Origin of the sequence: Streptomyces sp. NPDC058683 (assembly GCF_042716195.1) — a bacterium.
Taxonomy (GTDB): Bacteria; Actinomycetota; Actinomycetes; order Streptomycetales; family Streptomycetaceae; genus Streptomyces.
Genome location: NZ_JBHXSK010000022.1, coordinates 164,816 through 182,543, shown reverse-complemented (window position 1 = coordinate 182,543; position 17,728 = coordinate 164,816). Strand labels below are relative to the sequence as shown.

General features: G+C 72.6%; 17 protein-coding genes. 7 read left to right on the top strand and 10 right to left on the bottom strand.

The window, feature by feature from the left end:
- The first annotated feature begins 144 nt into the window (after window positions 1–144).
- The 3 genes from ACFWXC_RS25140 to ACFWXC_RS25130 are packed head-to-tail and all read left to right on the top strand — an operon-like array spanning window position 145 to window position 2,097.
- Window positions 145–750, top strand: coding sequence for an RNA polymerase sigma factor (locus ACFWXC_RS25140; protein ID WP_384482126.1), 606 nt, complete (start codon window positions 145–147; stop codon window positions 748–750).
- Complete coding sequence (locus tag ACFWXC_RS25135) at window positions 747–1,652, top strand: CU044_5270 family protein (RefSeq protein ID WP_384482124.1); 906 nt, start codon at window positions 747–749, stop codon at window positions 1,650–1,652. Before ACFWXC_RS25140 ends, ACFWXC_RS25135 begins: the two co-directional genes overlap by 4 nt.
- Before the next feature lie 46 nt (window positions 1,653–1,698).
- Entirely contained in the window at window positions 1,699–2,097 is a 399-nt protein-coding gene (locus tag ACFWXC_RS25130) for an SRPBCC domain-containing protein (protein ID WP_384482122.1), read from the top strand.
- A 36-nt stretch (window positions 2,098–2,133) separates the two neighbouring features.
- Here ACFWXC_RS25130 and ACFWXC_RS25125 read toward each other — a convergent pair whose 3' ends face one another.
- A complete protein-coding gene (locus ACFWXC_RS25125; protein ID WP_384482120.1) occupies window positions 2,134–4,308 on the bottom strand; it encodes an AAA family ATPase in 2,175 nt (724 codons plus the stop codon).
- A 231-nt stretch (window positions 4,309–4,539) separates the two neighbouring features.
- Between ACFWXC_RS25125 and ACFWXC_RS25120 the strand changes: the two genes are divergently transcribed.
- A complete protein-coding gene (locus tag ACFWXC_RS25120) occupies window positions 4,540–4,938 on the top strand; it encodes a hypothetical protein (protein ID WP_384482118.1) in 399 nt (132 codons plus the stop codon).
- A 66-nt stretch (window positions 4,939–5,004) separates the two neighbouring features.
- Here the strand turns inward: ACFWXC_RS25120 and ACFWXC_RS25115 are convergent, their stop codons facing one another.
- From ACFWXC_RS25115 to ACFWXC_RS25085, 7 genes are all read right to left on the bottom strand, one after another.
- The gene (locus tag ACFWXC_RS25115) at window positions 5,005–5,688 is read right to left on the bottom strand and encodes a hypothetical protein (protein WP_384482117.1); all 684 of its coding nucleotides are present in this window, start codon (window positions 5,686–5,688) and stop codon (window positions 5,005–5,007) included.
- 21 nt (window positions 5,689–5,709) lie between these two features.
- Window positions 5,710–7,257 (bottom strand): hypothetical protein, encoded by a 1,548-nt coding sequence (locus ACFWXC_RS25110; RefSeq protein WP_384482115.1) that lies wholly within the window; start codon window positions 7,255–7,257, stop codon window positions 5,710–5,712.
- On the bottom strand, window positions 7,257–9,344 hold the full coding sequence (locus ACFWXC_RS25105; protein ID WP_384482113.1) for a hypothetical protein: 2,088 nt from the start codon (window positions 9,342–9,344) through the stop codon (window positions 7,257–7,259). The genes ACFWXC_RS25110 and ACFWXC_RS25105 overlap by 1 nt, the downstream gene beginning before the upstream one ends.
- Before the next feature lie 71 nt (window positions 9,345–9,415).
- On the bottom strand, window positions 9,416–10,528 hold the full coding sequence (locus ACFWXC_RS25100; protein WP_384482112.1) for a helix-turn-helix transcriptional regulator: 1,113 nt from the start codon (window positions 10,526–10,528) through the stop codon (window positions 9,416–9,418).
- A 350-nt stretch (window positions 10,529–10,878) separates the two neighbouring features.
- Window positions 10,879–11,058 (bottom strand): hypothetical protein, encoded by a 180-nt coding sequence (locus tag ACFWXC_RS25095; RefSeq protein ID WP_384482110.1) that lies wholly within the window; start codon window positions 11,056–11,058, stop codon window positions 10,879–10,881.
- A 383-nt stretch (window positions 11,059–11,441) separates the two neighbouring features.
- Window positions 11,442–12,428 carry an isopenicillin N synthase family dioxygenase gene (locus ACFWXC_RS25090; protein WP_384482108.1) on the bottom strand — a complete coding sequence of 329 codons (987 nt, stop codon included), beginning with the start codon at window positions 12,426–12,428 and terminating at the stop codon, window positions 11,442–11,444.
- On the bottom strand, window positions 12,421–12,873 hold the full coding sequence (locus tag ACFWXC_RS25085; RefSeq protein ID WP_360489050.1) for a nucleoside deaminase: 453 nt from the start codon (window positions 12,871–12,873) through the stop codon (window positions 12,421–12,423). Before ACFWXC_RS25085 ends, ACFWXC_RS25090 begins: the two co-directional genes overlap by 8 nt.
- A gap of 111 nt (window positions 12,874–12,984) precedes the next feature.
- Here ACFWXC_RS25085 and ACFWXC_RS25080 point away from each other — a divergent pair, with 111 nt between their 5' ends.
- The 3 genes from ACFWXC_RS25080 to gcvH all read left to right on the top strand — a co-directional run bounded on the left by ACFWXC_RS25080 (window position 12,985) and on the right by gcvH (window position 15,900).
- Window positions 12,985–14,298, top strand: coding sequence for a PucR family transcriptional regulator (locus tag ACFWXC_RS25080; protein WP_384482106.1), 1,314 nt, complete (start codon window positions 12,985–12,987; stop codon window positions 14,296–14,298).
- 120 nt (window positions 14,299–14,418) lie between these two features.
- The gene (locus ACFWXC_RS25075; RefSeq protein ID WP_384482104.1) at window positions 14,419–15,414 is read left to right on the top strand and encodes a CorA family divalent cation transporter; all 996 of its coding nucleotides are present in this window, start codon (window positions 14,419–14,421) and stop codon (window positions 15,412–15,414) included.
- Between the two features lie 99 nt (window positions 15,415–15,513).
- Window positions 15,514–15,900 carry a glycine cleavage system protein GcvH gene (gene gcvH, locus ACFWXC_RS25070; RefSeq protein ID WP_384482102.1) on the top strand — a complete coding sequence of 129 codons (387 nt, stop codon included), beginning with the start codon at window positions 15,514–15,516 and terminating at the stop codon, window positions 15,898–15,900.
- A 23-nt stretch (window positions 15,901–15,923) separates the two neighbouring features.
- On the opposite strand, the gene ACFWXC_RS25065 is transcribed toward gcvH, so the two are convergent.
- Window positions 15,924–17,321 carry a purine-cytosine permease family protein gene (locus ACFWXC_RS25065; protein WP_384482100.1) on the bottom strand — a complete coding sequence of 466 codons (1,398 nt, stop codon included), beginning with the start codon at window positions 17,319–17,321 and terminating at the stop codon, window positions 15,924–15,926.
- A gap of 150 nt (window positions 17,322–17,471) precedes the next feature.
- Window positions 17,472–17,714, bottom strand: a complete 243-nt coding sequence (locus ACFWXC_RS25060) for a chaplin (RefSeq protein ID WP_384482098.1) — start codon at window positions 17,712–17,714, stop codon at window positions 17,472–17,474.
- Window positions 17,715–17,728: the final 14 nt, after the last annotated feature.

Here is a 17,728-nt window from a genome sequence, read left to right as displayed (position 1 = left end):
GGCCTTTAAACCTACACGCCCTAAAACTTCTTCGACCCCCCCACTACCCCCTCGGGGGGCTTTAACACCGGGTCCGCCCTGGCGCCGGGCCCGTTCCCCCTGCCACGGGCACCCGGCCCTTGCCGTACGGACAGGTGGGAGGACGTGGACACACATCTGCGAAGACGCATCCGCGCCGGGGACCACGACGCCTTCGGCGGCCTCTTCGACGCGTACGCCCGCTCCGTCTACAACCACGCCTACCGGCTGACCGGCGACCGGACCACCGCCGAGGAGGTCGTCTCGCTGACGTTCCTGGAGGCGTGGCGGCTGCGCGCGAGCCTCGACGAGGACGGCGGCTCGCCACGCCCCTGGCTGCTCGGCATCGCCACCAACGTCGTCCGGAACCAGCGCCGGGCCGCCCGCAGACACGCGGCCGCCATGTCCCGGCTGCCCCGCGGGGAGCCGGTGCGGGACTTCGCCGACGAGGTCGCGGGGCGGCTGGACGACGCGGCTCAACTCGCCCTGGTCCGCGCGGCGCTGGCGCGGCTGCGGCGGCCCGAGCGGGAGGTCCTGGCACTGTGCGTGTGGTCGGGCCTGGACTACGCGGCAGCGGCCGAGGCCCTCGGTGTGCCCGTGGGCACGGTCCGCTCCCGCCTCTCCCGCGCCCGAACAAAACTCGCGAAACATCTGGAACCCCCTCGTATCCCCGGACAGATGAGAGGTGACCGCACCACCGCGGTCGGGCCCCTGAAGGAGGGACACCGATGAACCCGATGAACCCGATGTCCGAGCAGGACCTTCCGCCGGGCCGTCACCGACTCCTCAAGGAGCATCTGATGACCGAGATCCGACGGGAAGAACGCCGGCTGTCCCGTGGCTGGCTGCGGCCCGCGCTGGTCGGTGCGGCCGTGGCGGCCGTCGCCGCGATCGCCGTCACCGTGGCCGTACCGTCCGGGGGCGCGGCGGAGCCGCACGCGTCCAAGGAGGCCGTGGCCCTCCTCGGCGACATCGCGCTCGCCGCCGAGCACGAGAAGGCGCCGGCCGGCATCCGCGACGACCAGTTCGTGTACATCAAGAGCCGGGCCGCCTTCGCGGTCTTCGAGAACGGCGGGCCCGCGAAGGTCCAGCCCGTTCACGACCGGGAGATCTGGGTGTCGGTGGACGGCACCCGGGGAGGCCTGCTGGAGGAGGACAGGCCGGACAACGAGCATGTCCCGCTCGCCACGAGGGGGAAGAAGGCGGGGGAGCGGTCCACCTACTACCGGGACCTGGCCGAGCTGCCGACCGGCACCGAGGCGATGCGCGACTGGCTGTACCGGGTCAGTGCCGACGAGGTCGACGACGAACGCCCGGACCGCGACGCCGCGGCGTTCACGCTCTTCGCCGATCTGATCCAGGAGTCCCTGATGCCGCCGGAGGTGAGCGCCGCGCTCTACCGGGCGGCCGCCACGATCCCGGGCGTCGACGTGGTCCACGACGTCAAGGACCTGACCGGCCGGGAGGGGGTCGCGATCACCCGCACCACCGGCCAGGAGAAGGCCCAGTTGATCTTCGACGAGAAGACGCTCGCGTTCCTGGGGGAGCGGGTGTACGACCTGCACGGGACGTCGCTGGGCGGCACGGCGATCCTGACGCGGGCCGTGGTCGACAAGGCGGGGGAGCGACCCTAGCGACCCTAGGGGTGCGGATCCCGGGGGCCGGGGTCAGGCTGGTGTCATGACCGGTTCCGTCGAACAGGCCACCAGTCAGACCCACGGGAGAACGCACATCCTCCACTTCCTGGTGCGGCTTCCGCGGTCGCCGCACCAGGTCTGGCCCAGCCTGACGACCCCGGACGGTCTGGCCGCCTGGTTCACCCCCGCCGACGTCCTGCAACCCCGCCTGGGAGGCACGGTCACCCTGCGTGACCTGGGTACGGGCCGGGTCACGGCGTGGGACGTGGACCGGGTCGCCGAGTACACGGTGGACAACGGCGGCCGGATCCGCTTCCACCTGGAGCGCGACGGGGAGTCGGGCAGCGCCCTGCGCTTCACGCACGAGTTCAAGGGCGAGGTGGACACGGAACAGCGCTGGCGGACCAGATTCGAGCGTTTGATCGATATCGGTGGTTCGTAGGGGCGCCTCCCGGCGGTGACCGGAGCCGGGAGCAGGTCATTCACGCAGTCCGGGGTAGCGGTGGGAGAGTTCCGTGCGGTTGCGGACGCCCAGCTTGCGGTAGACGTTGCCGAGGTGGAACTCCACCGTCTTCGGGCTGAGGAACAGCGCCGAGGCGGCCTGCTTGTTGGTGGCTCCCCGGACGACCGACTGGGCGACCTGGAACTCCTGCGGCGTCAGCTCCCCGGCTCCGGGCGGCTCCGACCGTGCCCGTACGGTCTCCCCGGTCGCCGTCAGCTCCCGGTGGCAGCGCTCCGCCCAGACCGCGGCGCCCAGCCGCTCGAACCCGTCCAGCGCGCTCCGTAACTGCTCCCGTGCCCTCGCCCGCTGCCCGGCCCGGCGCAACCGCTCCCCGTAGACGAGCCGGGTCCGGGCGGTCTCCAGCGGGCAGGGCACCTCGGCATGGAGTGCCAGGGCCTGCTCGAAGCAGTCCTCCGCCCCTTTTCCGGCGGTCAGGCCGCGCAGTCTGAGGGCGATCGCGGCGCGCAGCGGAAGCCGCCCCTGCCCGGCGTGCTGGGCCAGGGACACCCGTGCCCCCTCCGGCAGCGGCAGTCCGCTGCGTATCCGTGCCTCCATGGCGTCGAAGTCGCCGTCGAGCAGACGGTCGGGATCGGCCACGGACGTGGACGTCGCTCCCTCGCGGAATCGGCGGAGGGCCTCCGGGTAGTCGCCGATGCTCAGTTCCAGCAGTCCCAGGGCCTCACTCGCGTCACGTGGATAGTCGGTGCCGGCGCGCTTCAGTGCCAGCGCCCGCTGCCCGTGCTCCCGGCAGAGCTCGGCCCTGCCGCGAACCGCCTCGACGTGCGCCAGGGCGGACAGGGACAGGTACTGCCAGAACTCGTTGCCCGAGAACGCGGCCAGTTCGACGGCTTCGGCCGCCGTCGCACGTGCCGTCTCCGTACGCCCCGTGAACACGTCCGCGTACGCGGAGACGTACAGCGCGAAGGGCAGCATGCCGAGGGCTCCGGCGGCCCGCAGCCGCTCCAGCAACGTCCTGACGGTCCGCCGGCCCAGCAGATGCCCGGAGCCTTCCCCCAGGTGCAGCAGGGTGATGCCCCGGATCAGTCCGGTCACCGGTGCCCCGGGCAGCCGGGCCCCGTCGAACAGTTCCTCCGCCCGCGCCGCCGCGGCGAAGGCCGCGGCGGGGTCACCGGACAGCAGCGACGCCATGGCGGCGTCCGCGAACAGCTCGGAGCTGCGCCGCGGGTGGGTGTCGCAGAGTTCCTCGGCGGCCTGGAACACGAACCGGCGGGCCAGGGCGGGATGCCCGGTGAACAACTCGACGCGGCCGAAGAACTCGACGCGGCCGGGCCCGGCGGCCGTCTCCGCGCGCGGTCCGGCCCCGCCGACCAGGGTGTCGGCCCCCACGAGGAGGTCCAGGACGGGTGCGTCGCGTCCGCCCGGGAGGGCGTCCCCGGCTGCCGCGGTGATCCTCGCCGGCAGCGAGCGGGGCAGCGGCCGACGCCCGCTCAGCTGCGGGCCGGTGAGCCCGTTCACCAGCTCGATCAGCGCCCTCGGGTTGCCGGCACTGTCCAGCGCGAGCCGGTGCCGTACGTCCTGGTGCGGTCGCACCCCGGTCCGGTCGGCGACCAGCTCGCCGACGGCCGTCTCCGCCAGCGCGGCCACCTCCAGCACGGGGAGCGCGACGGTCAGCGAGTCGACCGCCGGATCCGGCCGGGCCGCGACCAGCATGCCGAGGTCCTCGGCCAGCAGCCGGCGGGCCGCGAAGGCCAGGGCCTCGGCGGAGGCGGGGTCCAGGTCGTGCACGTCGTCCACGGCGACCAGCAGCGGTCGCTCCCCGGCGAGTTCGGCGAGCAGGCTCAGGGTCGCGGCGCAGACCCCGAAGCGGTCGGCGCCGGGTCGCGTGGGCCCCAGGGCGACGGCTCCGCGCAGTGCCTGGGCCTGGGCTGCCGGGAGCCGGTCGATGAGCCGGGCGTCGGAGCGGACGAGCTGGGAGAGACCGGCGAAGGCGAGGTGTTTCTCCGGCGCCCAGCCGCGCAGCCAGAGCACCCGCATGCCCTGTTCCCGGGCCGCGTCGGCACCGTGGCGCAGCAGCGCGGTCTTCCCGATTCCGGCCTCGCCCCGCAGCACCAGGACACGGCTTCTGCCCTGGCGGGCGTCCGCTACCAGTCGGCCGATCCGTTCGGTCTCCGTGTGCCGTCCGAAAAGCATGGCCCAGGGTAGGACGGGCGCGCCCCGGGTGCGGGGCGGGTGACGGGCAGTGGGGTACCACGGGCGATTCGGGCTGCCGAGGTTCGCAACCTCCCCCATCCGACCCGGACGGCGTACGCGGTGTGGCGTACCGGATTCGTACCGGCAACCCTGGGGATTTCCCCGGGGCGACCCGGGGACCGGTGAACCTACGGTGAGGGCAGTCGACTTCAACGGCGAAGGAGAACCGGCATGCCTGAGGACTACAACGCGAGGATCAAGGCGCTTTCGGTGGTCAGGAAGGGTACGTCCTTCACAGTGGACGTCCTCGGTGTCACCGACGACTTCGACGTCGTCGCGGACATCGAAGTGGGGGCGTCGATCAACGCGGTCAGCAGCCGCATCCAGGTCCGGGCGTCGGTCGGCAACCAGACCCAGTTCCTCCAGGTCCAGACCCAGATGTACGACCAGCCCGCGACGCCTGCGAGCGCGACGCTCACCGTACCGATCCGCATCCCGTTCAACGCCCTGGACACCACCAAGGTGACCGAAGGCGACCTCCTCCAGGCGGTCGCCATGCTCAAGGTCATCGCGGGGGCGCTGTCCGACGTCTCCCACGCGAAGAGCGAGACGTTCGTCTACGCCTCGTGAGGCATCCGCACCACGCGCCGCGGCGGCACCTGACCGCCGCGGCGCGCGGGCGTCCGGACGGCACGGTCAGCGGCGGCCGAAGAGACGGCGGATGCCGGTCGGGCGGGGAGCGGGCGCGGCTGAGGAGGATGAGGCGGCGGTCAGCTGGAGCGCGATGCCGTACAGGAGCGCGCGGCCCAGCTGGTACGCGCTGCGGCTGTCGCCCTCGGCGAAGCGGAGGAAGGCGTTGCCGGCGTGCCGGTCCACGGCTTCGAGTGCGGCGAGGAGGGTCCAGCCCCCGGCCTCGTCGTCCCGGGGCTGGACGATGTTCTCGCCCACGACGTGGGTGAGTCTGGCCTGGATGGCCAGGTGCGCCCCGAAGTGCCGGGAGAGCTCGGCCGTCACGAACGTCTCCGCCTGTGACCGCAGGGTGCGCAGGGCGGGCGACGGTGTCGGGGCGGCCGGCAGCGGGGGCAGGTCCTGGCCGCGCATCTGCAGACCGTGACCCACCCCGAGGAGCAGCCGGGCGGTCAGGGTGGCGTCAGCGGGGGGCAGGGCTTTCTGTTCCGCCAGGGCACCCAGGGTGGGCGGCAGGGTGACGGCGGACATGAAGGCCCACCGCCAGGCCTCGCCCCGCTCGGCTCCGGGGAGCAGTTCGCACGCCGTGTCCGTCGCGGCTCCCGTCAGGGTCCCGGCCATCTCCTCGGCGCCGGATCTCGAGAGGCCCTCGCTGACGAACACGTTGATCAGGTTCTCGCGCTGCTGGTCCACTGGATTTCCTTCCGGTCGTGGCTAGGACGGCGGCAGGCACTCCTTGGCGGGCGGCTTCCCCTCCGGCCAGGCGATGGTCACGAACCTCGACCCGCCCTCCGGCCGCAGCTCCACGATCGGCACCGCCTTGTCGTACGGGTTCCCGTGCACGTCGAGGCAGATCCACCCACTGGCCCCGTCCACCCGCAACGACCCCTTCACCTGAGGCCATTGCAACCCCACGTCGGCCAGCGTCGGCACCGACCTGCCCGCCGGCACCGCCTCGCGGATGCCGTGCACCGCGAGCCGCATCGCGTCGTACGCGATGATCAGCTGCCCGTCCTGCAGCGCCACCGGCCCGATCGGCCCCACCGGCGACTTCTCCGCACTCGTCAGCAGCCGCGTCAGCGTCTCCGCCTCCGCGGCCGAACCCCCGGTCCTCGGGCTGTTCTTCAGCCACGCGTCCGGATGGGCGAGGGCGGTGTAGCGGACCGACAGATTGTGCCGGAGGGCGTCCCGGTCCAGGTTCTTCTCGCCGGTGAGGTACGACCCCTCGTCGCCCGTCAGCACCGTGAACTTCCGGTCCTGGCAGCCCCGTCCGCCCAGCGCGTTGATGAACTGCCGCAGCTGCGTGTGCCGGCCGGCGAACAGGATCGTGTCGGTGGACCGCGAGGTGTCGCAGACCAGGTTGGTGATCTGCCGGAAGGTGTTCGCGGTCGTCCCCTCCCTGCTGCGGTCGGCCGGCGGTGTGAACGGCTGGGGTTCGTACGGCGAGTCCTTGGTCAGCGCGGCGAACGAGGTCTGGAGGGTCCGCGTGTACGGGTCGCCCGGCCTGTCGTACACCAGCAGCGCGCGGCCCCCGCCGACCTTGGCGAAGGAGGCGAGCGCCCGGGCCTCGTCGGTGTTGGTCGGGGACACCCGCGCCAGGCCGGGGTAGGGGTCCTTGCCGCCCTGTCCGTTGGCGAGGTCGTCGGCGGTGATCGACGAGCCCACCACCGGGATCCCCAGCCGGGTCAGTTCCTTGACGGCCTTCTTGTTGTTGTCGGTGCTCTGCCCGACCCCGGCCACCGCCCGCAGCCGGTCCGTGCCGCCGGTCATCCGCGCCAGCTGCGCGACCATCGTCCGCCAGTACTGGCTGGTCGCGCCGGGGTTGGCCAGTACCAGCCGGATCGCCGGGGACTCCCCGTTGGAGTCGTGGTTGGCCTGGTACTGGGCCAGGTAGGCGCCCTGGAGCTCGTGATGGATGTCGGCGAGGTTCGCCGCCGTCGTCGCGGTGTACGGCAGCATCACCGCCACCGTCACATAACTCCCGGCCTTCAGCCGGGCGTTCTCGCGGGCGATCGCCCGCACGGTGTCCCTCAGCTGCGGATGCCCGAAGTCGAACGCCGTGGTCGCCACGCCCACGCACTCGTCGCTGTCCTCGGGCCGGGCCACCCCCGGCGCGCAGGACCGGTCGTCGTGGAGCGCCAGCCGGACCCCGACGACCAGGCCGGCGATCAGCCCCGCCGTGACCAGCAGGGCGAGATACCGGCGCAGCGGGATCTCCCAGACGCCTTCGCGCAACCACGTGCCCACGCCCCGCCGCGCCATCACGCCACCCCGCTCCGCTCGTCGTCGCCCTCGTCGTCCTCCGGGCCGGCGGGCGGGCGGCCCGCCAGCGCGGCCGTGGGCCAGTCCCGGGAGGCCCGCCACAGCAGCGCGTTGCCGGCCGGCCGCAGGTTGGACAGCTGCTCCAGCTCGAAGCGGAGCCGGTCGCCGACCTTCGGGTCGGGCAGCACCAGCGGATCGGTCAGGTGCCACACCGCGTGCAGCAGCCGCCGGATGCGCAGGTGCAGTACGGGATCCACGCCGTCCGGCACCTGCTGTGCGGCGTCCGTGCGGCCCAGCGCCACCGCCGCCCGCCGGTCGCCGCGCCCGGCGAAGTCGCGGCCCTCGGCGTCATGGGCGTGGAAGTAGGGCGCCGAGGCGACGAACCGCAGGGTTCCCAGCCAGGCGCGGGTGTCCAGGACCGGGAAGGTGTCGCGGAGGTGGGCGACCGCCGACTCGGTCCGGCCCAGGGCCAGTTGGTGGTGGAACCGGAAGCGGGCCCGCTCGTCCGGGTGGTCGTCCGTGTAGAAGGCGACCAGCGTCTCGTGGGCGGTGCGCCAGCCGCCGTGGTCGGGGTCCCGCAGATGCAGCCGGAGCAGCAGCAGGGTCCGCACGAAGGGGTCGCCGACGAACTGCCCCGGCACCACCGGCAGCCCCTCCTCGGCCAGCCGGCTCTGCAACGCCCGTACGTCCGCCGGACCGAAGTCGTCCGGGAGCAGCGCGGCGGCCAGGGCGCACGCCGAGTCGTGGTCGTGGGCGGCGGCGAGCACGGTCAGTTCGTCGAGCCGGTCCCCGGGGACCAGCCGGTCGAGGAGCTCGCGGTAGACCGGGGCGGCCGGTCCGTCCTCCGTGAGGCGCACCTCGGCGGTGAGCAGGTCGCCCAGCGCGCCGGCCCGGTCCGGGTGCTGGGCCGCCGCCTCCGCGAGCACGGCGATGCCCAGCGGATTGCCGCCGGTCAACCGGTGTACGGCGTGCGGGAGTTGGGGTGCGGCCGGGGTGGCGACGAGGTGCAGGGTGTCGTCGGGGGAGAGCGGCGGTAACGCCACCAGCAGCGCCCGCGAGGACGGTACGGCCGCGTCCGGTGCCCAGTCGGTGCGCCGGGCGACCTCGGCCAGCTCCCGTCGTACGCCGTTGCGCAGCAGCTCCCGGCCGTCGCCGCGCAGCCCGGCGACGAACGCCACCTGGTCGGCGACCCCGTCGGCGCGGTCGCGCAGCACGGCGTCCAGCAGGCCCGGACCCGGCCCGGTCCCGGCGTTGTCGATCAGCACCAGCGGGCGGCCGAGCCGCTGCATCCGGGGCAGCACGCCCGCGTACGCCTCCGTCAGGTCGGCGAGCAGGGCGCGTACGAGATAGCGCTCGGCGTGCTCCCGGGAGGTGCCGCCGGCCCGGAAGTGCCCGGACAGCAGGATCAGCCCGCGCTGCGCGTGGCCGCCCGCGTTGGGATACGTGCGGTACCAGACGGACGCCTTCTGGTGCCGGCGGCTGGCGAAGCCCTCGGCGACCGACTCCAGGGTGGCCTCGATGGCGCCGGAGACCAGCGGCCCGGTGCCGGTGGCGGCGGCGACCACCTTCGCGGCCACCTTCCCGGCCCACCGCCCCGCGAACCCGCTGATCCAGGAGCCGCTCTCGTTCAGCAGCAGGATCCGCTCCACCTCGCGCCGGATCCGCTCCGAGTCGGCGTCGCCCCAGCCCCCGGCGGCCACCGCGACCAGGCCGGACATGAGGCGCGGGAAGGTGATCCGCCCGGCTCCCGTCACCGGTTCCGCGAGCTGTTCGGCGACGACCAGCAGGGCCTGTGCGACCGGCGACCAGGACTCGGCGGGACGCTCCGCGGGCGCCGCCGTGAACTGCGCGTCCGCACAGTCGACGAGTGCGACCGGAGTGTGCCCCTGGTAGGCGTCCCGTAACTCCCGGAGCACCGCGCTCTTGCCGAGCCCCCGGGCCCCGGTCAGCACCACGAACGGCAGCTCGCCCGGGTGTTCGAGGGGATGGGCACGGTGCTGGTACGGCCGTAGCCCGACGATTCTCGGTACGAGCCCGGCCGGCTCCACGTCGAACAGCGCCCCGCGCCCGTGCAACCGTCTGTGCAAGGCATCTCCCCCCTAACACCAGTGTAAGAAGGGGGAGTTGCTTCGGACCAGAGCGAGTGATGTCCGTACGGTTACGAAACCCACCGCTTGCGTGCGCCGCTTGCCATGAGGAGTCTCCGGCGGGCCACGACCCGCGCCGACCGGGAGGGGGCCGGCGCCCTGGGGTACAGACAGGCGTACAGCCGGGCCTCGTTCAGCGCGCGGGCCAGCCCCTCGGCGGAGAGCACGAACCCGCCGCTGCCGTTGTCGGGGGTCCGCTCCCGGGTGATCAGCCCCTGCGCGGCGAGCCCCTGCCAGGCTTCCGGATCACCCCAGTCCAGGAGCTGGGCGTCGGGGACGGGTTCGGCGGCGCCGAGCAGCCGGACCATCAGGTGCCACTGGCGGCTGGTCACCGCCTCGGCCAGGAAACGGGTCAGGGAGGAGGCCACGGAGACGGCCGCGCGGTCGATCCGCTCCGACAGCGCCTCGACCTTGCCGTGGGCCCTGCGCATGACCTCCTCGTTCTGGCTGTACGCGGCGGTCGCCACTTCGCGGGCCCGTTCCTTGAGGTCCCTGCGCAACCGGCCCAGCTCGTGGTTGACGAGTCTGCAGGTCACACCGACCGGCCGCCTCAACAGTTCGGCCAGCGCCTGCAGTTCGGCCTCGTCGGCGCCGATGATGGCCGGGCGGTACCGGTCGTGGGCCCGGTCGAAGAGCACGTTCAGCAGCCGGACGATCTCCTGACGCCGCTGGGCTGCTTGCGGATGCGAACCCAGCGCGTGGCTGACGGTGCCCTCGCTGACCGAGAAGACCTCGGCCAGAAGGGACGGCAGCGTGCCGTGCTGCCGGGCCGGGAGCTTGGCGTGCAGCTCCAGGTCCCGGTAGGTCGTCCGGCTCATCCCGAGGCGCCCGGCCGCCTCGGCGGCGGTGAGGCCGGCGGCGACGCGGAGCTGCCGGATACCGCCCGCGGTGTCGCGCCCCGGCGGGCACAGCAGGCCCGGGGATATCGCGAACACCTCCGCGAGCTGCCTGATCCGCTGCGGCTCCGGCACCGAGGTGCCCTGCTCGTAGGCGAGGATCCGGGACTTCGAGGTGCCCACCCGGCGGGCGAGTTCGGCGGCGCTGAGCAGCCGGCCGTCGACGCGCCGGCTCCCCCGTACGTCACGCAGTGCCGCCGGGCTGAACGCCGCTGTGCCACGGGCCATGGAACGCCTCCCACACCCCCGCCGGTACCGCTGAGGGTCAACTCCCCGCAGCGCACACGGGGAGGGGGTGTGCTTCGTCTGGGTGTGCGGTGCAGGTAACAGGGCTTGGTGGTACCGTTTAGGGCTTCGAGGGAGATTTCCAAAGGGTGCGCCGCACGGGCAGTATCGGGGGGCACCCATCACGGGTCTCGGGGGATTCCATTGAACTCCCGGGGTGGTTCACACGTGAGTTGCGTATGTACTGGTCCGTAGAACCGTGTGGGCCCGCGCCCCTGGCGATGTTGCGAGCACCTGTCCAGGAACGCGGACCCTGGCCGACCCGGCAGTACGCGGCGGGTGAGGGGCTTACCTCATCCGCCGCACCCACGCAGCAGCGCGATCAGCGAGATCAGGACGCTCACGGCGTCGATGACCAGCTGGGCGAGCTCGCGTCGTGAGCGCGTACCACCAGGCTGATCCGGCTCCGCGGGACCGGACGGCCGGTCGGGAGGTTCTCCCGGTTCCGGGTCGGTCTCGTCGGTACTGGCCATTGGATCGTTTCTCCTCTCGTTCGGGTGCACGACAGCAGGCTGGATCGCGGTGCCTGCAGGCCTGGACCCGGAGAGGGTGCGACAACCTTACCGAGGTTCTTGTGGCTTGCTGTGACCCTTCTCGAACAGACAGTGCATGAAAAACAGCTCGAACGATCCGACACAATCGGACAGGTCAACTCCGTTTCGGTGACGGCCGGTTGAAGGAACGTCAAAGCCGCTGCTGGGGGCCGCTAACCGGGAGGCCTCCTCGGGCCGACGGGGCGAACGACGACCGACGGATTCGGTCACCAACGCAAACCGAGACCGGCCTGTGAGCTATCCCACATTCCGGTCTCGGCGTGTCAACTTCCTTGAAAAATCCGGCCCGCAGGCACTCGGTGTCACCCCACGGTGATCGAGTCCAGCTTCCCCCGCAGATAGACGTGCGAGTCGACCGGCGGGTACGCCACCCGGCCGACCGGTGCCGGGACGGACTCGACGACCGTGCCCGGGGTGCACTCGCCGAAGTAGACCAGGGACATCAGCTCCTCGCTCGGCGCGTCCGTGGGCGGCGGCAGCACCCGGTGCCGCCCCGACCGCCACCGGTCGCCGGTCCAACGGGCCATCAGGTCACCGATGTTGATGGTGAAGGCGGCCGGGTCGAACGGCGCGTCCTCCCAGCCGCCCTCGTCGGTGTACACCTGCAACCCGCCCTTGCCCGCCTGCCGGTCCAGGACGGTCACCGTCCCGAAGTCGGTGTGCGGCCCGATCCGGAACTGCCCCGGCTCGGGCTCGCCGACGACCTCGGTCCCCGGATACCAGTTGATGTTGAAGCCGTACGTCGGATGGTCCATGTGCCGGGAGAAGAAGTCCCCTTCGAGCCCGAGCGCGTACCCCAGCAGCTCCAGCAGCGTCTTCTCCAGCTCGCCCATCCTCTCCAGGTACTCCTCGCAGACCGCCCGCAGCTCCGGCACCTCGGCCGGCCACACGTTGGGCGCGTACCACTCCGCGTTGGTCACCGGGTCCTCGAAGGGCTCGTGGGTCGCGAAGGTCAGCGACTCCTTGAGGTCGGGCGGGGTCTCGGTGCCCTCCGAGTAGCCGTTGGCCTCCGCGCCGGGCCCGAGCCAGCCGCGCCCGCCGACCTTCGCCGCGTAGGCCGTCTTCACCTCCGCCGGCAGCGCGAAGAAGGCCCGCGCGGCCTCCCGCACCCCGTTGCGCAACCGGTCCTCGACCCCGTGCCCGGTGACGAGCAGGAAACCGGCGGTCCGCAGGGCCGCGTCGACGGTCCGGGCGATCTCCCGCCGGGCGTCCTCGTCGCCGTCGAGCCAGGGCCGCAGATCGACGGTGGGGATACGGGGGGCGGTGCCGGTGCTGGTCGTGTCACTCATCGCCGATGTCCTCGTTCCACAGGGCCGGATGGTTCTTGATGAAGGCGCGCATCACGTCGACGCACTCCGGGTCGTCCAGCAGGACGATCTCCACGCCGTGCTCGGCCAGCCAGTCGTGGCCGCCGTGGAAGGTGGTCGCCTCGCCGATCACGACCCGGGAGATCCCGAACTGGCGGACCAGACCCGAGCAGTACCAGCACGGCGACAGGGTCGTCACCATGGTGGTGCCCCGGTACGACCGCTGCCGTCCCGCCGCGCGGAAGGCGGCGGTCTCGGCGTGCAGGGACGGGTCGCCGTCCTGCACCCGCCGGTTGTGGCCGCGGCCGAGCAGTGCGCCGTCGGCGCCGTAGAGGGCGGCGCCGATCGGGATGCCCCCCTCGGCGAGCCCGGCGCGGGCCTCGGCGACGGCGGTGGCGAGCCAGGTCCGTGCTTGCAGCTGATCCATGTCTTCACTCTCCTGTGGCCGAAACACGAGGGCAACGTGCGGAAAGTACCCTCCGGGCAACCCGCCGCCGGACGAAATGTCAGCGCCCGTGCCCGTCCCCTGGAGGTCCCCGTGCCCGCACTCACCCTCCGCGAAGTACTGGCCCTCGACCCGGTGCGGGCGGCCGGCCCCGAGCTGCTCGCCGGCGCGGACGCCCTGGACCGGCCGGTCCGCTGGGTGCACTCCAGCGAGGTCTACGAGGGCGCCAACTTCCTCGACGGCGGCGAGCTGCTCCTCACCAACGGCTTCGGGCTGACCGACGTCGGCGACGAGGTCCGCCGCCGCTACGTCCGTGAGCTGGCCGCGCGCGGTGCGGCCGGGCTCGCGGTGGAGATCGGGCGGTCGCTGCCGAGCATGCCGCCCGAGGTGACCGACGAGGCCCGCGCCCGCGGCCTGCCCCTGCTGGCCCTGCACCGGGTGGTGCCCTTCGTACGGATCACGGAGGCCGCCAACCGGGCGATCGTCGCGCGCGGACTGTCCGGGCGGGCGGTGGTCCGGCCCTGGGGCGACGACCACACGGCCGCCCTGCTGGCCGACCTGGCCGACCGGGCCGCGCTGAACCAGCCGGAGGTGGAGGCCCGCTCGGCGCTCGCCGGGTTCCATCCGGGGCCGGGGGCACGGCTGATCGGGGTGTCGGTGCACGGGACGCGGGAGACCGGGACCGTGGACCGGGCGGTACGGCTGCTGGGCGGGGCGGCGGTGATGCGGGCGGCGTTCCCCGGTGACGTACTCGCGCTGGTCGCGCTGCCGGACACCGGCGGCCGGGCGGGCGCCGGCCGGGGCGGCACGGGCGCGGGCGTCGGCGCGGGACTCGGCTCCCGCGACCCCGTCCGCGCGGTCCAGGAGGCCTTGCGCACGGTCGCCGGTGCCGGGCTCACCGTCGCCGTCGGGCACGCCGTCGACGCGGGCGGCGGCTGGCTGCACTGGAGCGAGACGCTGCGCGCGGCCCGCACCACCCTCGAACTGGCGCTGACCGTGCCGTCCGCGGAACCGGCCCCGGCGCAGGGCCCGTTGGTGACCTCCGCCCGTGCCCTCGCCCTGGAGCGGGAGCTGACCCGGGGCGGGATCGCCGCCAACCGCGAACGCCTCACCGCGCTCGTCCGGCACACCCTCGGCCCGCTGCTGGCCTGGGAGGCCGCCCACGCCAGCGACCTGGTCCGCACCCTGGAGGTCCACCTCCGCCACGGCTGCTCCCCGACCCGCACGGCAGCCCTCCTGCACATCGGCCGCCAGTCCCTCTACCAGCGCCTGGAACGCATCGAGACCCTCCTCGACCTGGAGATCGACGACCCCGACCTGCTGGGCGAACTCCTGACGGCGGCCTGCGCGCACCGGGTGGTACGGGGGACGGCGGTCGTGGTGGGCGGGCTGCGCACGGTGGCCTGAGCGGGACCGGGCTCTCACCCGTTGGTGGCCGCCCCGCCCGGCATCCGGGCGCCTCCGAGTGCGCTGGCCGGGGACCGTACGGACGCTGGGAGCGTGGGCGACGGGATCAGCGGTGAGGGGATGACCGTAACGGTGGTGTCGGTGCCGGACGGGGGTACGACGACGGTCTCCGTGCCGGAGGCGCGTCGGCGGCTCGCCACCGACCCCTTTCTCTTCCTCCGCATCGAGCTGCCGGAGCCGGAGGACCAGGGGGAGCCGGGGGAGCCGGAGCAGGAGGTACCGGTGGTCCGGCGGCTCGGGCTGGCGGACGAGGAGCTGGAGTGGTTCGGCAGGCGGGAGGAGTCCGCGCGGGCCGAGTTCCTCGGGGATGTCGCCGGGTTCGTCGTACCGGTGGTCCATGACCGCGAGGTCGCCCATGTGCACGCCCTGGCGGGCGAGCGTTTCCTGGTGGTCGTCCACTGGGGCCGGGCCGCCCTGGCGGCGGACATCACGGCGCAGCTGCGGCGGGAGCGGCCGCGCGACGCCGTGGCCACGCTGTTCCTGCTGCTCCAGGAGGCGCTGGCGACGTTCCGCCGGGCCGCGGTGCAGGCGCTGCTCCAGGTGGAGGAGCTGGAGGACGACATGTTCGAGGGGCGGCGGCCCGAGCAGATCTACCTGCTGTCCCAGCAGCGCCGTTGGTCCGCCCTCCTGCACCACGCGCTGCTGCCCTACCTCCAGGCCGTCGAGGAGGTGGTCACCCGCAGGATGATGAGCCCTGACTTCCCGGCGGAACGGCAGCGGCTCGCCCGGGAGTTCCAGCGGGCGGCGCGGCTGGTCCTCGCGGACATCGAGTCCCTCCAGGATGCCGCCCGCCGGGCCTTCGCCAGCTACGGCTCCCTGGTCGCCGGCGAACAGAACGGCGTGATCAACCGGCTGGCCATCGTGTCGGTGATCTTCCTGCCGCTGTCGTTCCTGACCGGTTTCTTCGGCATGAACTTCACCTTCCTGACGAACCGGCTGGATACCAGGGACGAGTTCTGGCTGCTCGCCGTGGGGCTCCAGCTGGTCGCCGTGGTCGCCTCGCTGTTCCTGCTGCACCGCTCCCGCATCTGGCGGCGGCTGCGGGACGAGGACTAGGCCGGACGGACCGTCACCCGGGTGGTGTAGCCGGATCGTTACGCAGGGCGACGGGGGTGGCAGGCTGATTGCGCCGACCGAACTCGAAGGAGCCGCCCCATGTACCCGTCCGAATTCAAGTACACCTATGAACACGAATGGATCCACATGAACGGCGGCACCGCCAAGATCGGGATCACCGACTTCGCCCAGAAGCAGCTCGGTGACGTCGTGTTCGTGGAGCTGCCGGAGGTGGGCCGTGTGCTCGACGCGGGCGACGAGTTCGGCACCGTGGAGTCGGTGAAGGCGGTGAGCCAGCTCTACGTACCGGTGGGAGGCACGGTGATCACGGTGAACGAGCTGATGAGCTCCGATCCCGAGACGCTCAACGACGACCCGCACGGCAAGGCGTGGCTGATCGAGATCCAGGTCTCCGACAAGCAGGCCCTCGACGGCCTGTTGAGCGCCGCGAAGTACGAGGCGTACCTCAAGTCGGAGCAGGACTAGGGCTCCCGGTCACCCGGGCCGGGTCACGGCGTCCGCCTGGCCCGGCCCCGCAGCGCCGCGTACAGCAGCGCGCTCACCGCGAAGCCGACCACCGGCGTGATGTCGCCGAAGGCGGGGTGGTGCTTCGGCACCCAGCCCACGTAGTCCTCCTGGTTGGAGAAGAGCGGGACGGAGACCGCGACGCCGGTCAACAGGGCGGCAAGCCCCGGCCAGTTGGTGAAGGAACGGTCGGTCAGCCGGGCGGCCAGCTGCTCGTCGGTCGCGGTACGGCGCTGGAGCCACCGCTCGACCAGCACGACCCCCAGCCAGGGCGCCACCCAGTACGCGATGACCAGCAGGAACGCCTCGTACGCCGCGCCCGCGTCGTCCAGCGAGGCCCAGGCAGCCGCCGTACCGGCGATGCCCGACACCACGACCAGCGCGCTGCGGCTCAGCCAGGTCGGGAGCTTCAGGCCGAAGGAGGCGATGGAGATCGCCCCGGAGTACACGTTGAGGGCGTTCGCCGAGACGCCGCCGAGCATGATGGCGAGCAGGACGAGGTCGCCGAGCCAGCCGGGGAGGTGGCCGGTGAAGGCGGCCGTGGGCGTGGCGTCCTTCGGGGCGATGATCGTGGCCGAGGCGGCGCCGATGACGGCGACGATCGAGACCGAGACGAACAGGCCGACCGCCGGCCACAGCACCGTCTTCGCCTTGTCCGCGGTCCGCGGCAGATAGCGCGAGTAGTCCGTGGCGTACGGGTTCCAGCCGGCCGCGTATCCCCAGGCCGCGCTGAACGCGAGCAGGAAGCCGCCGACACCGCCGCCCGAGCCGCCCCCGCCGAGGTCCGCGTCCTTGAAGGTCCACACCCCGGCCAGCAGGAAGATCACCGCGAGCGCCGGAAACGCGTACTTCTCGAAGGTGTGCACGAAGTTGTGGCCGATGAAGCCGATCAGGATCTCCGCGACCACGACGAGCAGCAGGGAGGGGAGGGGCCGCAGGCCGGTCAGCGTGTTGAGGGCGAAGGCCGCGCTCACGCTGTTCACGGCGAACCAGCCGACGCCCGCGAGCAGGCCGTTGGCGGCGGAGGGCAGGATGTTGCCGAGGTAGCCGAAGGAGAAGCGGCCGATCACCATCTGCGGGACGCCGAACCGCGGCCCGTCCAGCGACAGCACGCCCTGGGTGACCGCGCCGAGCGCGGTGCCCAGCAGGATCGCGGCGGTCGCCGTCCAGAAGTCCAGGCCGAAGAAGAGGACCGCGATCACGCCGATGTAGACGGTCGCGAACTCGATGTTGGGGGAGGCCCAGGTCCAGAGCAACTGGAGCGGGCTGCCGTGGCGTTCGGCGTCGGGGATCGGTTCCGAGCCCGCCGCCTCCACGGCGATGACCCGGTCGCCGTACTCGGGCGCGATACTGGTGGTGGAACCGGCGGGAGCAGTCGTCATACGAGGTAAGTGTCGGGTTCGCGCCCGGTCCGGCCCAGGGGCGCATTGTCCGTCTCGGACGGCTCACCGGCGTACAACCTGCACGCATGCGGAAGCTTCCGGAGGCGGGTCGGTCCTCGGGAAGCTTCCGCGGGCAGCGCTTGGGCCGGGTCAGCCGTTGGTGCAGGTGCTGGCGGCCGCCGGGTTGAGCAGGCCGATCACGTTGATGCTGTCGCCGCACGCGTTGACCGGAATTTCGATCGGGAGCTGGATGACGTTGCCCGCCACCAGACCCGGGCTGTTGGTCGCGGAGCCGGTGGCGTTGGCACCGTTGTCGGCGAAGGCGGCGGTGGTGCCGCCAAGGACGAGGGCGGTGGCGAGGGCGCCGGTGGCGGCGATGGCTCGGATGCGCATGAAGGCCTCCTGGT

What these genes read in the sequence shown, in the direction of transcription:
- ACFWXC_RS25135 (WP_384482124.1), top strand. Translation starts at nt 747, where the DNA reads ATGAACCCGATGAACCCGATGTCCGAGCAGGACCTTCCGCCGGGCCGT.
- ACFWXC_RS25130 (WP_384482122.1), top strand. Translation starts at nt 1,699, where the DNA reads ATGACCGGTTCCGTCGAACAGGCCACCAGTCAGACCCACGGGAGAACG.
- ACFWXC_RS25125 (WP_384482120.1), bottom strand. Translation starts at nt 4,308, where the DNA reads ATGCTTTTCGGACGGCACACGGAGACCGAACGGATCGGCCGACTGGTA.
- ACFWXC_RS25120 (WP_384482118.1), top strand. Translation starts at nt 4,540, where the DNA reads ATGCCTGAGGACTACAACGCGAGGATCAAGGCGCTTTCGGTGGTCAGG.
- ACFWXC_RS25110 (WP_384482115.1), bottom strand. Translation starts at nt 7,257, where the DNA reads ATGGCGCGGCGGGGCGTGGGCACGTGGTTGCGCGAAGGCGTCTGGGAG.
- ACFWXC_RS25100 (WP_384482112.1), bottom strand. Translation starts at nt 10,528, where the DNA reads ATGGCCCGTGGCACAGCGGCGTTCAGCCCGGCGGCACTGCGTGACGTA.
- ACFWXC_RS25095 (WP_384482110.1), bottom strand. Translation starts at nt 11,058, where the DNA reads ATGGCCAGTACCGACGAGACCGACCCGGAACCGGGAGAACCTCCCGAC.
- ACFWXC_RS25090 (WP_384482108.1), bottom strand. Translation starts at nt 12,428, where the DNA reads ATGAGTGACACGACCAGCACCGGCACCGCCCCCCGTATCCCCACCGTC.
- ACFWXC_RS25085 (WP_360489050.1), bottom strand. Translation starts at nt 12,873, where the DNA reads ATGGATCAGCTGCAAGCACGGACCTGGCTCGCCACCGCCGTCGCCGAG.
- ACFWXC_RS25075 (WP_384482104.1), top strand. Translation starts at nt 14,419, where the DNA reads ATGACCGTAACGGTGGTGTCGGTGCCGGACGGGGGTACGACGACGGTC.
- gcvH (WP_384482102.1), top strand. Translation starts at nt 15,514, where the DNA reads ATGTACCCGTCCGAATTCAAGTACACCTATGAACACGAATGGATCCAC.
- ACFWXC_RS25065 (WP_384482100.1), bottom strand. Translation starts at nt 17,321, where the DNA reads ATGACGACTGCTCCCGCCGGTTCCACCACCAGTATCGCGCCCGAGTAC.
- ACFWXC_RS25060 (WP_384482098.1), bottom strand. Translation starts at nt 17,714, where the DNA reads ATGCGCATCCGAGCCATCGCCGCCACCGGCGCCCTCGCCACCGCCCTC.